This window comes from Ligilactobacillus hayakitensis DSM 18933 = JCM 14209 (genome assembly GCF_000615845.1).
Lineage (GTDB): Bacteria > Bacillota > Bacilli > Lactobacillales > Lactobacillaceae > Ligilactobacillus > Ligilactobacillus hayakitensis.
In genome coordinates this window covers 23,098-40,029 of record NZ_BAML01000014.1, presented here as the reverse complement: position 1 = coordinate 40,029, position 16,932 = coordinate 23,098, and the positions used below count along the sequence as shown (strand labels likewise).

Sequence of the window (16,932 nt, the reverse complement as noted above, 5' to 3'; positions counted from 1 at the left end):
TAAATTAGGGATGACGGATGAAGAATTTATTATATATATCTTTTTAAATAATAAAATTCAACAGGGGATTTTATTTCCAGATATAAATGATATTGCCCAAGGACTAGGAAAAAAAGTTGAAGATGTTTCCCTAGCAGTGCATAATCTAATGGAAAAAAAACTCTTAAAAATCAACGTTGTAACTGGTGCTAATAATTTACGTGAAGATCGATATGACTTTAGTTTGTTACATGAAAAGTTAAAAGAGTTATTACGCCAAGAAATAAATAAAAATGATTTATTCGCCGTTGATAGACAATTAACCCAACTTTACAAGGATTTTGAAGATGAAATGAACGGGCCCCTTACGCCAATGCAGATTCAAACAATTCATGATTGGATTACCGAAGATAAATATGATTATGAAATCGTTCGTGCTGCATTGCGCGAAGCTGTTTTAAGTCAAGTGCCAAATTTGAATTATATTGGTAGAATATTAGTTTCATGGGAAAAAGAAGGCATTAAAGATATTAAATCTGTCAAGGAAAAAAAGCAAAAACAATTTACAAAAAATAAAGCAAAATCTGGATTTTCTGATAGAATTAAAGAGAATACAACAAAACCTAAAATTCCATTAACAAAATGGAGTAATAAATGAGGTGAAAGATAATGAAAAAAGAAGAGACCGCAATTTTTGCAGGGGGCTGCTTTTGGTGCATGGTAAAACCATTTGATACATTTCCTGGAATTATAAGTGTTAGATCAGGGTATACTGGTGGCCATACTGTTAACCCAACATACGAAGAAGTTAAGGATCATACTACTGGACATACAGAAGCTGTTAAGATAACATTTGATCCAAAAGTTGTTTCATATGAAGAATTAGTTGAGATATACTGGCGTCAAACAGATCCAACTGACGCAATGGGTCAATTTCAAGATCGAGGAGATAATTATCGTCCAGTAATTTTTGTGAAAGATGAATATCAACGAGAAATTGCGCAGAAATCAAAAGAAAAGTTAGAACAAAGTGGACTATTTGATGAACCAATTGTCACAAAAATTGAAGATGTTCAACCATTTTACGAAGCTGAAGAATATCATCAAGATTTTTACAAGAAGAATCCAGAACGTTTCGAACAAGAAGAAGCTAGTGGACGCAATCAATTTAAGGATAAGTACTGGAAGTAAATAGTTATGGATGAATTACAACGAGTTTGGAAGAGACACGAATATTTAGCTAAAGCATCAACAGCCTTCTTTTATGGTATCTTAGTTTCGATAGCGATGAATTTCTTTTGGGAACCGGGGAAAATTTATTCATCAGGAATTACTGGGTTATCACAATTAACAGCTACTTTGTTGCATAACACGCCATTTTCAATGTCTCCAGCGATATTGATACTTTTATTTAATATTCCATTATTCATATTAGCTTGGTTTCAAATTAGTCATAAATTTACAATATTTACTTTTATGGCGGTTGTTTTTTCAAGTATTATGATTAAAGCAATACATCCCGTTACTTTAACTACTGATCCAATTATTTGTGCGATTTTTGGTGGTGTAGTAAATGGTTTTGGTACAGGATTGGCGCTTAAATATGGAATTTCAACAGGTGGTTTAGATATTATTGGCTTAACAGTTCGAAAGAGAACTGGTAAATCAGTAGGAACGGTAAATATTATTTTTAACATATTTATTGTGATTGCAGCGGGATTTGTTTTTGGATGGCCACATGCATTTTATTCAGCCCTTAGCATTTTTGTAAATGCGCGGATTATGGATCTCGTATTTACACGTCAACAAAAAATGCAAGTTATTATTATTACTAGCAATCCTGATGAGGTTATTTTCTCGGTTCAAAAGCATATGCGCAGGGGAATTACAATTATCCATGATGCTGAAGGCGCATATCAGCATGATAAAAAAACGGTTTTAATAACAGTTATTTCAAGATTTGAAATGCCTGAATTAAAAGAGGCAATGAATGAAGCAGATCCTAAAGCATTTGTAAGTATTTCAGAAAATGTACATATTATGGGGAGATTTTACGAACCAACTATCTAATTCAGACAAAGAGGGGAAGAACATTTGATTTTCTTCCCCTCTTTTTGGGATATCTGTTAAAATATTAGTTGATAAAGTTTAAAAGAGAATTGAGGTGAGAAAATAAAAAATGAAAAAAATTAGTGTTATTGTACCGATTTATAATGTTGAAAAATATCTTAGAAAATGCTTGTTAAGTCTGACTGCTCAAACTTTAAAAGAACTCGAAATCATTCTAATTAATGATGGAAGTACAGATTCGTCTCGTGAAATAGCAGCTGAATTTGCACGAAAATATGATAATATCACTCTTTATGATAAGCAAAATGGTGGGCTTTCTGATGCAAGAAATTATGGTTTAACGTACGTTACAGGCGAGTATGTGGCATTTATAGATTCTGATGATTTTGTTGAACCTACAATGTTTGAACGCTTATATAATTTAAGTAACCACGGTCAAAAAAAAATCGTAGAAGCTAACTTTGTTTGGGAATTTCCGCATAAAAAAAGAATGGATATTGGTCACCAAATCAATTCCATCAAAGAATATTTAGTTCATGGCCGAGTTGTTGCTTGGAATAAAATCTATCAAACTAACTGGCTAAAAGAAATCGGGGTTTTATTTCCGGTTGGCAGATTATATGAGGATCAAGAATTCTTTTTTAAGATTGTATCTCATTTAAAAAATGTTGATGAAATTGGTTTTGATACCAAAGTAGAAGTTCACTATGTTCAACGCAAAACATCAATTTCATATAGTGAATCAACTAAGGTAGCCGATATCTTCAGCATCTATGAGAATATTATTGAGTATTATCAAAAGCGTAATTTATATGATGAATATTTTGAAGAAATTGAGTATCGAACAGTACGAAATTTATTATGTAATGTTTTAATACGAAAGGTTTTGGTTCAGAGGAAGCGTCAATTACGTATATTACTCTTAAATAGAACTAAAACTTTTATCAATGAACATTTTAAACATTGGAAGAAAAATTCATATTTAAAAAATAAAGGATTTGTAAATATATATTTAAAGATTATGAATCCAATGATGTATAAGATTATGTATTTAATCAAGTTATAGGAGAAAAAATGAATAGACGGACAATATTTGAAGAAGTTAGTTTTTGGTGTGCGCTTGTATTCTTTTTATGCGCGCTGTTATGTTTATTTGTAGCTGAATTTGAAGCTTTTATAGCTAGTATTTTTTGGTTAATTTTAGGATTAGTTACTCTAAATGAATCTTTTAAGATTAATCGTCGCAGAAATAGGAGATGACCAGGTTGAAAAAAATATTTAGTCAATTTAATTTTTGGGTCGCAATTTTTTGCTTTGGTTTAGCATTAAGTGACTTATTTTTCTTGAAAAGTAAGCTGCCAATTCTTGATGCGATACTAATTTTCATCGGAATTTTAGACTTAATTAACGTATATTTAACCATTAAAGTTAATGATGATTAATCTATTTGATCGTTACGAAATAAAAAAGCTAAGAAGAATCGTATCAAAATACGAAACTTTTTAGCTTTTTTATTTAGGCATTTAATCCTAATGATTCAATAATAATAGTGGCAGTTTCTTCAATAGATTTCTTAGCAACGTTTATTTGAAGACACCCTAATTTTTTATAGAGGTTTCTAGCAAATTCAAGTTCTTCATTGATGTTATCAACGTTTGAATATGTTGTATCAGGATTGAGGCCATAAGCAATCATTCTTTGGCGACGAATATTATTTAAAACTTCGGGATCATTTGTTAACCCAAAAATCTTATTTTTGTCAACCTTGTAAATTTCATCAGGAATTTGTGCTTTAGGTACAAGTGGTAGATTAGCGACTTTATATCCTTGATTTGCAAGATATAAGGAAAGGGGCGTTTTAGAAGTTCTAGAAACACCCAATAATACAATGTCAGCTTTTAAAAATCCAGATGGATCTTTTCCATCATCATAGGTAACAGCGAATTCAAGCGCTTCAATTCGTTTGAAATAATCTGTATTCATATTGTGCTTCAATCCAGATGCATAAAGAGGTGTTTCTTTTGTTCGATTTTGTAAAATAGTTACAAGATCAGTTAATGCATCAAAAACTTGTAGGTTATTTTCTTTACAAAAACTATTAACTAAATTTGATAATTCGGGATTTACTAAAGTATGTAGAATAATTGCATTATCTTTTTTAGCTTTGTTCAAAATACCATTTAATAATGATTCTGTTTTAACTAATGGGAAACGACTAATATTAAATTGACTTTTTGGAAATTGAACAGTTCCCGCTGTTAATAAACTAAATCCAGTTTCCCCCAGCGAATCTGAAATGATGTAGATATTAATTTTTTCATTATTCATAGAGAATCCCCTCCTGAAAGTAAGCGTTTTACACTATATATTATATGGTTTTTAAAGTAATGTGTCTATAAAGAGTTAGATATTTACAGAAAAGTTTCTAAATTTTATTGACGATGTAAAAGGCATTCGTTATAATAAAAAAGAACTGTTGAAATACGTAAAAAATTGCTATTTTAGACGGTTACATTAAAGCACGGAGGGAGGGAAACAGTATGTCAAAAACAGTCGTTCGTAAAAACGAATCTCTTGATGACGCTCTTCGTCGCTTCAAACGTTCCGTTTCAAAAACAGGTACTTTACAAGAATACCGTAAACGCGAATTCTACGAAAAGCCAAGTGTAAAGCGTAAGAAGAAGTCTGAAGCTGCTCGTAAACGTAAGAACAAGCGTCGTTTCTAATCATAGAAACAACATAATAAATGATTCATTAGAATCTGGTTAATAGATAAGCAGTATATCTATGATGAAGTTTCTGTTCGATTCTACGAGTTGAAGCAACGTAAGGGATTCCTTGATAATGTTCAAGATTTACCGGACGTAATGAAACTGTTTGAGGTTATGATACCTATAAAATAGTCGAATGGTACTTAATTTAAAGTTTAGCTTTGAGAAATTAAGTTTGATTTAAGTTAAACTGTTTTCAACCACTATGAATTAAATTCGTAGTGGTTTTTCTGTATATATCAAGTTAATTTACATACTTTGGGGTATTGAAGATGAATATTATTGAAAAAATTTTAGATTTTGAAGAATTTCCAAACAAGAATTGGCATCGAAAAGCGTTTATTTCTTCGTTTGTAATTTTGGTTTTTATATTGTTAATGGAAATTTTTAAGATTAGATCATTTCAAAATTTTGAAAAATCAATTACTGGATGGTTCTCAGGTAAATATGGACATCCAATGATGACCTTGGGTGAAGGTTTTTTAAACGATATGATGACAATTGCAGCTAAATTTTTTGATACTAAACCAATGGCTATTTTCGCTGTTATTTTAGCAATCGGATTAATTTATTTCAAAAAGTACTTACAAGCTTTTTGGATGGTATATATCGTAGCTAGTGGTGGAGTTATCGGAATTATTTTGAAAAAAATCGTACAACGTCCACGACCATTACATCACTTAGTGGCTGATGATGGATTTTCTTTTCCAAGTGGACACGCATTAGCTAGTACTTTGCTTATTTGGAGTGTAATTATTGTTATATTACCTTTAATCAAAAGAGGTCTAGTAAAAGAATTAATACGTTACTTATTAATTTTAATCTGGGGCTGCATTTTATTTTCACGACTATATTTCGGAGCTCATTATATTGGAGATGTAATTGGCGGTGTGTCGCTTGCATTTACTTGGATTTTCTTAAATCTACTTGTCTGGGTACAAATATTTCGAAAGATATCATAATAAATAAGAGGTTGGGATAATTTCTCAACCTCTTATTTATTTCTTGAGATTTCAAGTGTTACAATAAGATATGAAAATCTTAACAAAGGTTTAGGAAAATGATTGAAAAAATTAGAATTAAAAAAGATACGAATCTTCCAATTAATATTGGTGATGTTTATCAAATAAAGAATCAGTTATATGTGATTATTAATATTTTGAATGTTGCTACTATTTCTGAAAACGGCAAACAAAGACTAATGGCTGAATGTTTGGGACAAAAATACCGCTCAGAAAATAAATCTAGTCAATATACATCGACAAACGTTGAAGTAACCTACGGATTAAATGAAGTAGACGAAATTTCATTTGTTGGTGAATTTATTTTTGATAGTGCAGCTGAAATTTGGGTTCAAGTTACAGCAATCTTATCTACCATTCTTGAAAAAGAACAAATAAAAATAAAGTATGAAGTGACTCCAGTAATAGAATGGGGAATAAAAGACGTGGAAAAGGCTATTTTGAGATATAGAAAAAAACACATGCACTTATTGTGACAGAATTAATAGAAAAATTTGGTGTTTATCATGTATAATTAACAATAATAATTAATATAAAAGGGAGAATTGTATGATATTTAATATAGCTCCAGATGTTGATACCTTAGAGTACCAAAATAATAACGGAATAGAATCAAGTTTATATACATGGTCTGTTTTTGAAAAAAAGGTTAATGAAAAAAGTATATATTTTTGTATCAACGAATCTAATATGTTACTAGTTTTAGTTGATAAGAATAATATTAATGAAAATAACTCTTTCCGAACAGAATTTTTGAAACAATTAAAGAAAACATTGCTCGTTTGCGGAGTAAGTAAAATATATGTTGATGTTTATATCGAACAATTAAAAATTGATGAGGGAGGAACTCAAGGAAGAAACATTGAAATACGACAAACAATTGTTGATTTTGTAGATGAATGTTACCACTTAGTTCAAAAATTTGGTTTACAACTAAAAGCATTATCTTATCAAATGAAAATAAAAGATTCCTTAATCGATTTAGCATCAATGTGTAATTACACTGGTAGTGTTGTTGGAATTAAAAACTTTAAAGAAGATATGTACCAAGAATTACCGCAAAAATTTGATAGACCACTAGACATTAACAATCACATGAATGAATTATATAGTGAGATTGATAATTTGCGCTCGTTAGATCACGACACACACATTCGTGCTGTTACTAAAATCAATGTGGTTAATAGCCGTATTTTACGTAAATTCCGTAAGAAATTAAAATCACTTAAAGTTAATGCTGAAGTAAGCTCATTAATGGAATTTATTGTAAAAACTTACCTTGATGAATTTTTACTTAACGAAGTAAACGCTACGGTTGTTACGGAATTAGGGTATATAAGTGACTTTATGATTGCTTATTCTGAAAGAGTGGAAGGCTTTAATGAAGATGTTGCTGATATAATTGCAATGACTTTTGATATATTATATAGCGATATATTAGTAAAAGAAAAAGTGATTAGTGAAAGTACAGCCCAGTTGGTTAGTTCCGTAAACTATGATGCATGCGAATACGTTAAATTACAATTCCGAGATTTACAAGATTAATTTTAACAATTAGGAGAACATTTTTATGGATGGAAATAAATTATCTAAGCGACTAGAAAAAGTTGCAACATATGTTAATAAAGGGGCCAGAATGGCGGATATTGGCTCAGATCATGCGTATCTACCTGTTTATTTAGCAAAGCAGCAACAAATTGATTTTGCAATCGCTGGAGAAGTAGTAAAAGGACCTTTTTTAAATGCCAAACAAGAAGTTGAAAAAGAAGGGTTAGCACATGTTATTGATGTTCGCTTAGCTGACGGCTTAAAAGCAGTTAATCTTGAAGACAATATTAACGTTGTTACTATTTGTGGTATGGGAGGGCCATTAATTCGTGATATTTTGAATAGCGGTAAAGAAAAATTAGAAAATAAACCACGATTGATTTTACAACCTAATGTTGGTGAAAAAGATGTGCGAGTTTGGTTACAAGAAAATCATTACAAAATAATTGATGAAGACATCTTAGAAGAAGATAAGCACATTTATGAAATTATGGTTGCTGAATATACTTCAGAACAAACTAATTTATCAGAAGCTGAGTTATTATTTGGAAAGTATTTACTAGAAAATAAAAATGATGTTTTTCGTAAAAAATGGCACAAAGAATTAGAAAAGATTAACAAAGTTAGAGTTCAATTAAAACAAGCCAAACAAGTTCCCGAACAAAAAATTGCTGAACTAGATAATTTACAATCATTAATAGAAGGTGCATTAAATGACTAAAATTAAAGAAATTATCACTAAATTCGAAGGATTCGCTCCATCCCAAATCGCCGAAAATGGTGATCCAATCGGACTTCAATTGGGAAATATGGATGAGCAGACTAAGCGTATCCTTGTAACTTTAGATGTCAGACCTGAAACAGTTCAAGAAGCCATTGAAAAAAATTGTGACTTTATTTTTGCTCATCATCCAGCAATGTTTGTTCCTGTTAAGAAATTTGATTTAAATAATCCGCAAAATAAAATGTATGCAGAAATTTTGAAGAACAATATTACTGTTTACGGGGCGCACACTAATTTGGATAATGCTAACGGGGGAATGAATGATTGGTTAGCTGATAAATTACAGTTAATTAATACTGAACCATTATTACCCAAACAACAATATCCAAATTCTAAAGAAACTTACGGAATGGGTAGAGTTGGAATTTTAAAAGAAGAAATGTCAGCCTTAGAATTTGCGAAATATTGCAAGAAGGTATTTAATTTAAAAGGCGCTAGACTAATAACTGCTGCTTCGGATAAGAACATTAAAAAAGTCGCTATTTTAGGCGGAAGTGGTGGCCGTTTCTACACGGATGCCCTTAGAAAAGGCGCCGATGCATATGTAACAGGAGATATTAGCTATCATACTGGTCATGACATTGTAGCAAGTGGTTTGACCGCGGTTGATGTAGGACATCATGTTGAAGAAATCTGTATTAGTAAGCTCGCTGATTTATTTGAAAAATGGGTTAGCGAAGAACAATGGGATGTTCAAATTTTAAAATCTGAAGTTAATACAGATCCATATCAATATATTTAGGAGTGATTTAGATGGAAAAATATCAAAACTTAGTTACAAGATTTTTAAAATATGTAAAGACAGAAACTAGATCAAATGAGGATTCACAAACAATCCCTTCAACTGCCAACCAAAAAGAATTTATTGCTGAATTAGCAAATGAATTAAAAGAATTAGGACTTGTGAACGTCCACATTTCAGAACCAAGTGGCTATGTATATGCTACATTACCATCAAACAATGACAATCAAGATGTATCCAAAGTAGGTTTTATCGCCCATGTTGATACAGCAGATTTTAATGCTAAAAATGTTAATCCAAAAATTGTTGAAAAATATGATGGTGTTTCTGATATTTATTTAGATGAAAATAAGGAATACGTATTAAGTCCAAAAGATTTTCCAAATTTAAAAAACTATCGTGGACATGATTTGATTACAACTGATGGTTCAACATTATTGGGAGCTGACGATAAAGCTGGGGTAGCAGAAATTATGGCTGCGCTAGAATTTCTAATTGATCATCCTGAAATTAAACACGGTGAAATCAAAGTTGGATTTGGACCGGATGAAGAAATAGGGACAGGTGCTGATAATTTTGACGTTAAAGATTTTGGAGCTGATTTTGCCTATACAGTTGATGGGGGTCCATTAGGAGAACTAGAATATGAAACATTTAACGCAGCTCAAGTTAAATTGACATTTAAAGGTAAAGATGTTCATACAGCAACTGCTAAAGGTATTATGATAAATGCAATTCAATTGGCTACGGATTACCAAAATTCATTGCCACAAGATGAAGTTCCAGAAAAAACAGAAGGTCGTCAAGGCTTCTATCATTTATTTAAATTTGATGGTACGGTTGATGAAGCTCATACAACATACATTATTCGTGACCATGATCGCGAAAAATTTGAAAGTCGTAAAGCTTTAATGCAAAAAATTGCAGATGAAATGAACGCTCAATTAGGCGAAAAGCGTGTCTTAATTGAGTTAAAAGATCAATACTACAATATGGCAGAAGTTTTACAAAAAGATATGACTTCTGTGGAATTAGCTAAGCAAGCAATGGAAGAATTAGATATTAAACCTGTTATTTATCCTGTTCGTGGTGGAACTGATGGATCAAAAATTTCATTTATGGGATTACCTACACCAAATATTTTTGCAGGTGGCGAAAACATGCATGCTAGATTTGAATATGTTTCAATCCAAACAATGCAAAAAGCAGTTGATGTTATTTTGAAAATCATTGAATTAACAGCTAAATAATAATTGTTTAATAACTACAAAAAAATAATATGGGAAATAAGTCATATTAAAAATCTTCTCAAAAAACGTTAGAAATCACCGTTTAATCAACGTGGATTCTAACGTTTTTTTGAGAAGATTTTTAGTCACTTATAAATAAATAAATAAAAAAGATAGAAACCAGCTGATTTCTATCTCTAATTAAATACTATTAAGCTTTTAGCGGTTTGAGCCAACAAAGTGGTCTAAAATGTTAATGGCAACAATACCAACAACACCGCAAATAATCCCACTAGTTACCCAGTTGAACTCTGCTCCAGAAAGAGCACCTGCAATGTATCCAGCTACTTCGCCATAAATAAAAGCCCATAAAATTGTATTAAGTTGTTTTAACATTCTTAACACCTCTCAGTGCCTTTATTCTATCACATTTTTGTAGAAAATATATAGTAGTTATCATAAATAAGCATAAAAAAAATATAACGTTATAATTCAAGCATTTACAAGAAACAGTAACTAGTAAATTATCATAAACAAGCAATTAAGGGAGACCCTAAAGAGACCCTAAAGAGTACCTGAATTAACTGGGGGTAGCAATTTACGACTCCCTAAGCTACCACGTTTACACAACAACAGAAATACAGTTTAAACCCTTGCTTATTTGTAGTAGGGGTTTTTTAATAACCTAGTGAATATGATATAATATAGTTATTCATTAATCTTATAATATATCTTTTCTAAGCATTCCACTTTCTAGTGGGGTGCTCTTTTTATTTGCCAATATGATTAAATACATTCATCCCTGATCTAAATAAAAAACTGGGGTACTGATTTGGTACTTCAGCTAAATTATCATCACTTAACTAACCAACAGTTTCACTGTCGTTCTGAACGATAACTGGGGTCGTAATTTGCGACCTCAGCTAAAATATCATCTTAACTATCTGATAGGGGGTGGTATCCTAGGGGTTTCTAAAATGGAAACACCTTTATACTCTTAACTGTTTGATAGGGGGTGGTATATTGCCACCCCGTCCTAAACTTGATAACGTTTTGTTATTGAGTTATTAAATCTACCACAAAAGGAGAAAAAATTTTTCATGCCCACTTTTGGGCACGGATAAATATTAAATTCTCCACAAAAGGAGAAAAAACGATTGTCCAGTTATGGACAACCCTAAATACTCATTAAATTATGTAAAAGAGGGGAAAAAGAATTTAATACCGTCGCAAAATACGACGGTATACCTTGCATATCATTCTTTTAACCTAAGATAAATAAACAAGTCATCACTGCATTTTAAAGCTCAAGAGGTACTGTCATCCATGACACACCTAAAAATGCTCTATGTTGAATATAACGGCTTGAATAGGGGTATATATGCAGTCCCATTTTAGGACTCCATGGAAGAATGCCCCCATAGTTTAGGGGGTGGTATAGCGCCACCCTTGGCGCCACTTAATTTTTACAATCTTTTAAGGGGGGAACGGATCGTTACTCCCGTTTTACAATTAATCATACTGGAAGCATTGCAAGAATTGATTTAAGAGGGATGAAACAAGCTTAATACCCTTAATAATGACAATATTTGTAAAACCTAGATATAAACTAATAACTGTAAAGAGTTGTTTAAACCCGTTGCCACTTTTGGCTACGAAAGAATAAAGATATAAACTAATAACTGTAAAGGGGTGTTTAAACTGTTTATCGACATATCTGTCGAAAGGGGGCCCTGAATTAGGGCACTGGTTTTTATATACTGGCAAATATGCCCCTAATGCACTAAAACGGTGTATTAGGTTATTTTTTCATCGACACTTGTGGCGACAACCTAACTGAACGTTTTGTTCTGCCAGTTTTTAATACCTGAATAATATGCCACTAATTGACGTCTCATTTAAAAGCTATTAGGCTTTACGCAAAAGTACCGAAAGCCTAATAGATAGGCGCTTTTAGTATGTTTCACTAAGTTTTGATAAGTAATAAACCTTGTCCTATAAGGCTTAGGGCGATTCGTACTAAAGCCTGATTCAATACCAACCCCTTGAATCAGGGTACTGGTTCTCCTATCCACGCAAAAATGGAGAGGGTATCCACGCAATAGTAAAGGATAATAATATAAATAATAATATAAAGGGAGCCTCAAAATAGGGCGCCCATTTTCATTCTCAGCAAATAAAAATGAGGATCTAAAACAGACCCTCACTAATCTTATTCAGTTATCTAACCTTTGCTAAGGTTTACCAAGTTTTAAACTCAGTGTGCTTTAATGTTATTTAGTTACCAGTAAATCTATATCCGTTACATTCATTAGGGTTTTAGCAAAATTAATACATGCTCTATCATATCTAACATATAATGCAGATTCGCTATATGGTAATTTGCTTTGAAGTTTAGTTATGCTTATCCCTTTGATTAAATGTAACTTAATAATTTCTCTTTCTGTTATATCCATGCTTTCTATAATCTTATCAATAATTTTCAAATAATATTTAGCATTGGTTAGATCAATCATATTTCTTTCAGTTGTATTTATCTTGCTAGTATTAACTTTTTCTATTCCATAACTTATATTCTGAATATCTGCATACTTAACCTTTTCTATCAGTCGTATGTAATCATTCATGAAAAACCGTTTAACATTCTTCTTTGTCTTTGATTTATCAATTTCTAAATTATCAAAAATAGACGTTCTATACTGCATTTTAAACCTCTTTTCTATATTTAGTACGCTCTTTATTGGTAGATGATAACCAATAAACCTAATAACTAACCAACATTAACCAGTAGGACGGTTAGGGATAAACGTTATTATATCAACGTTTAAAGGATGTTTAACCAACATAACCACTAAAATTAAGTACTCACTATATATATATTATATATAGATATACTCTTATTATTTATATTATATTTTAGGTTGGTTAGGTTGGTTAATTGAATTTATACCCTCCTAATGATTGTATATGGGACAATTAAAATACAAAGTGTACAGTTAGAGTACAGTTACAAAAATTCTAATGGTCCTCCTTAAATGTTTGTATATCAACGATTAAAAGGGGGTGGACTATTAGACAGTTAAAATCAGCAAACTATAATATATATATATATCCATACTCTTTTTACTAATGTTATATTTTTTAACTGTCCTAACTGTCCTAACTGTACTTCTCTTAATATATCAACGTTTAAGAGGGACAGTTACAAAAATTCTAATTGTCCCCTAACTGTCCTTAACTGTCCCTTTATATCCTGAAATTTTATTTTTTCCTCTTCTGCAATGCTTCCAATTTAACGACTGCATAATAAGTTTAATTCTTCTAGCACTTCTCTTTCCTGTTGTTGCTTTTTCCTTTTCATTCATCCCTAAAACAATCTCTAACAATTCATCCGTTGCAACAAAATTAATTTTATTTCTGTCGTCCGTTGTTATCCCTTGTTTACGGTTGTTATAGTATTCTTTCTTAGATGTTATGGTTAAATCATCCCAGTTAGGAGGAACAGGCATATTAAGATATTCAGTAATTAAATCTTGTAAGGGATCCTCTTCTTTATATTTCTCTTGTTCTAATTCAGCTTGTTTCATAATTTCAGGGCTTAAGTATAATGTTTTATCTTGTTCATATAGTACTTTGCTTTCAGCTAAGACCTGTAAAATTTCTTCTTCATGAACGTTAAAAATAGGGGATGTAATATTATCCTTGTTGCATTCAATCGGATAAAAACGGCGGTTTCCTGTCTTATCCTTTAGAAAATCAGTACTATTTGTTGTTCCAATAAATACACAATTTCTATAATGTACCTCGTTTAAGCTTTGATAAGGTCGTCTGTAATTATCCTTTGTTTGAGATATAAATGATTTTGTTTTTTCTAGTTGTGTATTTGTCAATGCACTTAATTCGGCCAATTCAACAATACAAGCATTCTCAAGTTTGAGTAAATCGTCTTTGTTTGTTCCTAAGCTTCCTAAATCATCTACAAAGTAATCAGGCATTAACCTAGAAATAGCAGTGCTTTTTCCTATTCCTTGCTTGCCTGTTAGGATAGGGACAACCTCAAACTTAACCTCTTGTTCATATATTCTTGCTATCATCCCTTTAAACCATGTAACAGTTACTTGCTTGATATAGTCGTTGTTTTCAGCTCCTAAGTGGTCGATAAAGTACTTTGCTACTCGTTCTTGTTTATCCCATTCAACCGCTTCTATTCTGTTTTTAACGGGGTCGTATTTATGTTTGTTTGTAATATCTAACAGGGCTTTGTAGATTAGTTCATCCTTGAAAAGTACGTCTGTTTGCTTCTCTAAGAAACTAGCTAAACTATTGATTACTCTATTAGTGATTAAACCTTTAGTGATGTATAGATCAGGGATGTTATCCGTTACTTCAATGTTTCCAGTGAATTCATTAAGAATAAATTTATTTCTTGTTTCATCGTATAAATTAAGCAAGGTTACAATGTTTTTAATTGAGTTCTTTTTAATTGTACCGTTTAAATTCTTTGTTAATTTCATCCCTGTAATTTCTTTGTCAATTTCATCAAAATTAATATTATTCATTAACCTTACTCCTTTTCATTTTTTCTTTTCTGTAAATTGATTTAATAATACTGTTTACCTCATTTTGAGGGAGTGGGGGAGTTATGCAATTATCATTTATTAAGTTGCTCCAGTATTCCACCGTGTAAGGATCTGATAAGTGATAGAACAACCAACCGACAACTGCAGTTAAAAAGTTGTTTCTTTCTCCTTGTAATGCTCCTTTTTTAATAAATTCTAACCATTTACCCGTTTTAGTTAATTCGTTAGTGCTGTGAGGCGCCCTCAGTGCAAGCGTTCGATTGTTAGCGTGGTTAATCATCCAAGTAGGAGCAATAGGGAGGCTTTTAAAATCAACTTCTTTTACCAGTTTATAGTTTGCACTTGGATAGCTAACGACTTTATCAGTTAGAATATCTACATTATCAATAAAGTTAATCTTATTTGTTAATTTCTGTCCCTTATCTTGTTTTAATCTGAAATATACGTGAATGCCGTTATTTTGAGTCGTCTCAATTCTTACAGGCTCTTTAAATAAATCATACCCACGTTGTTTTAAATCGTTTAGCGTGGATAATAGAGGGGTATTTTTATGTTCATCAATATCAAAGCAAATAAGATTACTCTTTTTTAGATTAATTCCAACATTCATATTAGGATAACAGCTAAACCATGATTTAATAGTATCTTCATCCGTTGTTGCTTTAGTATAATCAATGTTTTTAAACTGTTTTTTGCTTCCTGATTGCAAAGGAAATATATAAATTCCTTGATTTGCTATTTTTAAAATTTCCTGTAATATATTCATGTAAGTATCTCCTTTCTAGGTGCTTATAAAAATAGGGTAGACGTTAATTTGCCTTTAAACGCTACCCATAAATTATTTGTTTTAAGCGTGATATAATATCACGTTTTTTTATTTACTTTTTTATCATAGATCATAATTTTACTTGCTCTCTTTCTTGCATGAATTTAAGAAAACTTTCTTTTCCAATCGCTTTTACTGTTCCTACTTTTGCAACAGGTAAGCCTTGTTTAATGAATAGGTTAATTGTATTCACTGAATAACCGCACCATTTAGCAAAGTCCGTTTTATTGAGGTAGGGGGCTTTTAACTTGTCCGCTTCCAACTCATTTTTAACAATCTCTTGAATTGCCTCAATCTTTAATGACTTAGTTAGTTCATCTTTTACTTGCTTGTATTGTTCGTCTGTTAAATGCACTTGAATTACTGGAATATCCATTTTATTCATCCCCCTTATAATTATCTTTTATTCTGTTTATCCGTCTTAATTCCTCGTTTATTTGAGATTGAAGAGGCATTACAGTCTCTCTTAAGTCCTCGTCATCCCTGATAATGTAATAACCGCCTCTTCTACGGCTTGTTCCAATAGGGACGTTGTTATTAAAGATTAAATTAGTGATTTTCCGTCTTAATTCTCGCCTACTTAAGTTAGTAACTTTCATTAAGTGTTCAGTACTTACAGGCTTTTCTCTTCTCCCTGAACGTATTAAATCGTAAATAATCTTACTTAGATTATCCACGGGTAAGTTGTTAAGTAGTTTTTGTTCTTTTTTCATAATATTTTTTTAGGGGTGGGGCTATATTTAATTATGTATTTATGCAAAGAATTTAATAGATCATTTAAATAATCGTAATTTGCTTGTTCATCCTTTCCTATTAAATTCTCATTATAAACAACAGTATTAATATCTGAAATATAATACCCATATCCCTCTAAATTTCCTCCTATAATTTTTATTTTTAAGCTTCTTGCTTGTAATTTCTTTTCAATATTAGTTACGATACCGTCTATTTCCATTTTCATATTCATATTCATTACTTCCTGTTAAACATTTAATTTCTTTTTGCCACTTAGCTATTCAATCTTAATTATTTTAGGGTATTTCATCCCTTAAGCCTGTTAAATCTAATAAATTATTGTCTTTATCCATTGTTTAACTCCTATCATCTAATCTTATTCAACTTCAAAATTAACTTTTTTTTCTTTGAGGAATCTCTTCATTTCCTTAATCTCATTACTTAAACAGTTATTTAAGAAATAAAGACGGTCGATATTCATTTTTGTATTAAATTCCTTATCGTTACTGGCAACTTCAACGCTTGCAATTTCTTGCATTAAGTAATGTTCAATAGTTTGTAAATCTTCAATCTCTTTAGTAATAAAATCAATCATTTCTAATTCATTCATTATTTTTTGTCCTCTTTTCCTGTTGTAATGTAAGCG

21 protein-coding genes are annotated in these 16,932 nt (G+C 31.2%); 12 read left to right on the top strand and 9 right to left on the bottom strand.

Annotation, left to right across the window (positions count from 1 at the left end; all coding sequences use genetic code 11):
* From JCM14209_RS05295 to JCM14209_RS10030, 5 genes are all read left to right on the top strand, one after another.
* Positions 1–637: DnaD domain-containing protein (locus JCM14209_RS05295; protein ID WP_025022518.1), on the top strand; the 637-nt coding region annotated here is incomplete at its 5' end.
* An 11-nt stretch (positions 638–648) separates the two neighbouring features.
* Complete coding sequence (gene msrA, locus JCM14209_RS05290) at positions 649–1,170, top strand: peptide-methionine (S)-S-oxide reductase MsrA (RefSeq protein ID WP_025022517.1); 522 nt, start codon at positions 649–651, stop codon at positions 1,168–1,170.
* 6 nt (positions 1,171–1,176) lie between these two features.
* Positions 1,177–2,049 carry a YitT family protein gene (locus JCM14209_RS05285; protein WP_025022516.1) on the top strand — a complete coding sequence of 291 codons (873 nt, stop codon included), beginning with the start codon at positions 1,177–1,179 and terminating at the stop codon, positions 2,047–2,049.
* Between the two features lie 109 nt (positions 2,050–2,158).
* Positions 2,159–3,115 carry a glycosyltransferase family 2 protein gene (locus JCM14209_RS05280; RefSeq protein ID WP_025022515.1) on the top strand — a complete coding sequence of 319 codons (957 nt, stop codon included), beginning with the start codon at positions 2,159–2,161 and terminating at the stop codon, positions 3,113–3,115.
* Between the two features lie 199 nt (positions 3,116–3,314).
* A complete protein-coding gene (locus JCM14209_RS10030; protein ID WP_155830680.1) occupies positions 3,315–3,491 on the top strand; it encodes a hypothetical protein in 177 nt (58 codons plus the stop codon).
* Positions 3,492–3,564: 73 nt separating this feature from the next.
* On the opposite strand, the gene JCM14209_RS05270 is transcribed toward JCM14209_RS10030, so the two are convergent.
* Positions 3,565–4,377 (bottom strand): pyruvate, water dikinase regulatory protein, encoded by an 813-nt coding sequence (locus tag JCM14209_RS05270; protein WP_025022514.1) that lies wholly within the window; start codon positions 4,375–4,377, stop codon positions 3,565–3,567.
* Between the two features lie 212 nt (positions 4,378–4,589).
* On the opposite strand from JCM14209_RS05270, the gene rpsU reads away from it, so the two are divergent.
* The 7 genes from rpsU to pepT all read left to right on the top strand — a co-directional run bounded on the left by rpsU (position 4,590) and on the right by pepT (position 10,166).
* A complete protein-coding gene (gene rpsU, locus JCM14209_RS05265) occupies positions 4,590–4,775 on the top strand; it encodes a 30S ribosomal protein S21 (protein ID WP_003694124.1) in 186 nt (61 codons plus the stop codon).
* Positions 4,776–5,092: 317 nt separating this feature from the next.
* Entirely contained in the window at positions 5,093–5,782 is a 690-nt protein-coding gene (locus JCM14209_RS05260; RefSeq protein ID WP_025022513.1) for a phosphatase PAP2 family protein, read from the top strand.
* 98 nt (positions 5,783–5,880) lie between these two features.
* Entirely contained in the window at positions 5,881–6,318 is a 438-nt protein-coding gene (locus tag JCM14209_RS09150) for a hypothetical protein (RefSeq protein WP_035519991.1), read from the top strand.
* A 73-nt stretch (positions 6,319–6,391) separates the two neighbouring features.
* Positions 6,392–7,387: a hypothetical protein gene (locus JCM14209_RS05250; protein ID WP_025022512.1), complete on the top strand. Its 996-nt coding sequence runs from the start codon at positions 6,392–6,394 to the stop codon at positions 7,385–7,387.
* A 25-nt stretch (positions 7,388–7,412) separates the two neighbouring features.
* Positions 7,413–8,111, top strand: a complete 699-nt coding sequence (locus JCM14209_RS05245) for a tRNA (adenine(22)-N(1))-methyltransferase (protein WP_025022511.1) — start codon at positions 7,413–7,415, stop codon at positions 8,109–8,111.
* Entirely contained in the window at positions 8,104–8,916 is an 813-nt protein-coding gene (locus JCM14209_RS05240; protein WP_025022510.1) for a Nif3-like dinuclear metal center hexameric protein, read from the top strand. The genes JCM14209_RS05245 and JCM14209_RS05240 overlap by 8 nt, the downstream gene beginning before the upstream one ends.
* A gap of 11 nt (positions 8,917–8,927) precedes the next feature.
* Positions 8,928–10,166, top strand: a complete 1,239-nt coding sequence (pepT, locus tag JCM14209_RS05235; RefSeq protein WP_025022509.1) for a peptidase T — start codon at positions 8,928–8,930, stop codon at positions 10,164–10,166.
* 198 nt (positions 10,167–10,364) lie between these two features.
* Here the strand turns inward: pepT and JCM14209_RS09895 are convergent, their stop codons facing one another.
* The 8 genes from JCM14209_RS09895 to JCM14209_RS05195 form a co-directional block, all read right to left on the bottom strand.
* Positions 10,365–10,541, bottom strand: a complete 177-nt coding sequence (locus JCM14209_RS09895) for a YjzD family protein (protein ID WP_025022508.1) — start codon at positions 10,539–10,541, stop codon at positions 10,365–10,367.
* A 1,877-nt stretch (positions 10,542–12,418) separates the two neighbouring features.
* Positions 12,419–12,850 (bottom strand): ArpU family phage packaging/lysis transcriptional regulator, encoded by a 432-nt coding sequence (locus tag JCM14209_RS05225; protein ID WP_025022507.1) that lies wholly within the window; start codon positions 12,848–12,850, stop codon positions 12,419–12,421.
* Between the two features lie 519 nt (positions 12,851–13,369).
* Positions 13,370–14,704, bottom strand: a complete 1,335-nt coding sequence (locus JCM14209_RS09145) for a virulence-associated E family protein (RefSeq protein WP_025022506.1) — start codon at positions 14,702–14,704, stop codon at positions 13,370–13,372.
* Positions 14,697–15,491: a bifunctional DNA primase/polymerase gene (locus JCM14209_RS05215; RefSeq protein WP_025022505.1), complete on the bottom strand. Its 795-nt coding sequence runs from the start codon at positions 15,489–15,491 to the stop codon at positions 14,697–14,699. The genes JCM14209_RS09145 and JCM14209_RS05215 overlap by 8 nt, the downstream gene beginning before the upstream one ends.
* 130 nt (positions 15,492–15,621) lie before the next feature.
* Entirely contained in the window at positions 15,622–15,927 is a 306-nt protein-coding gene (locus tag JCM14209_RS09140; RefSeq protein ID WP_025022504.1) for a hypothetical protein, read from the bottom strand.
* A 1-nt stretch (position 15,928) separates the two neighbouring features.
* Positions 15,929–16,264: a hypothetical protein gene (locus JCM14209_RS05205; protein ID WP_025022503.1), complete on the bottom strand. Its 336-nt coding sequence runs from the start codon at positions 16,262–16,264 to the stop codon at positions 15,929–15,931.
* Positions 16,261–16,518, bottom strand: a complete 258-nt coding sequence (locus JCM14209_RS05200) for a hypothetical protein (protein WP_025022502.1) — start codon at positions 16,516–16,518, stop codon at positions 16,261–16,263. The genes JCM14209_RS05205 and JCM14209_RS05200 overlap by 4 nt, the downstream gene beginning before the upstream one ends.
* Before the next feature lie 144 nt (positions 16,519–16,662).
* Positions 16,663–16,896: a hypothetical protein gene (locus JCM14209_RS05195; protein WP_025022501.1), complete on the bottom strand. Its 234-nt coding sequence runs from the start codon at positions 16,894–16,896 to the stop codon at positions 16,663–16,665.
* Between the last annotated feature and the right edge of the window lie 36 nt (positions 16,897–16,932).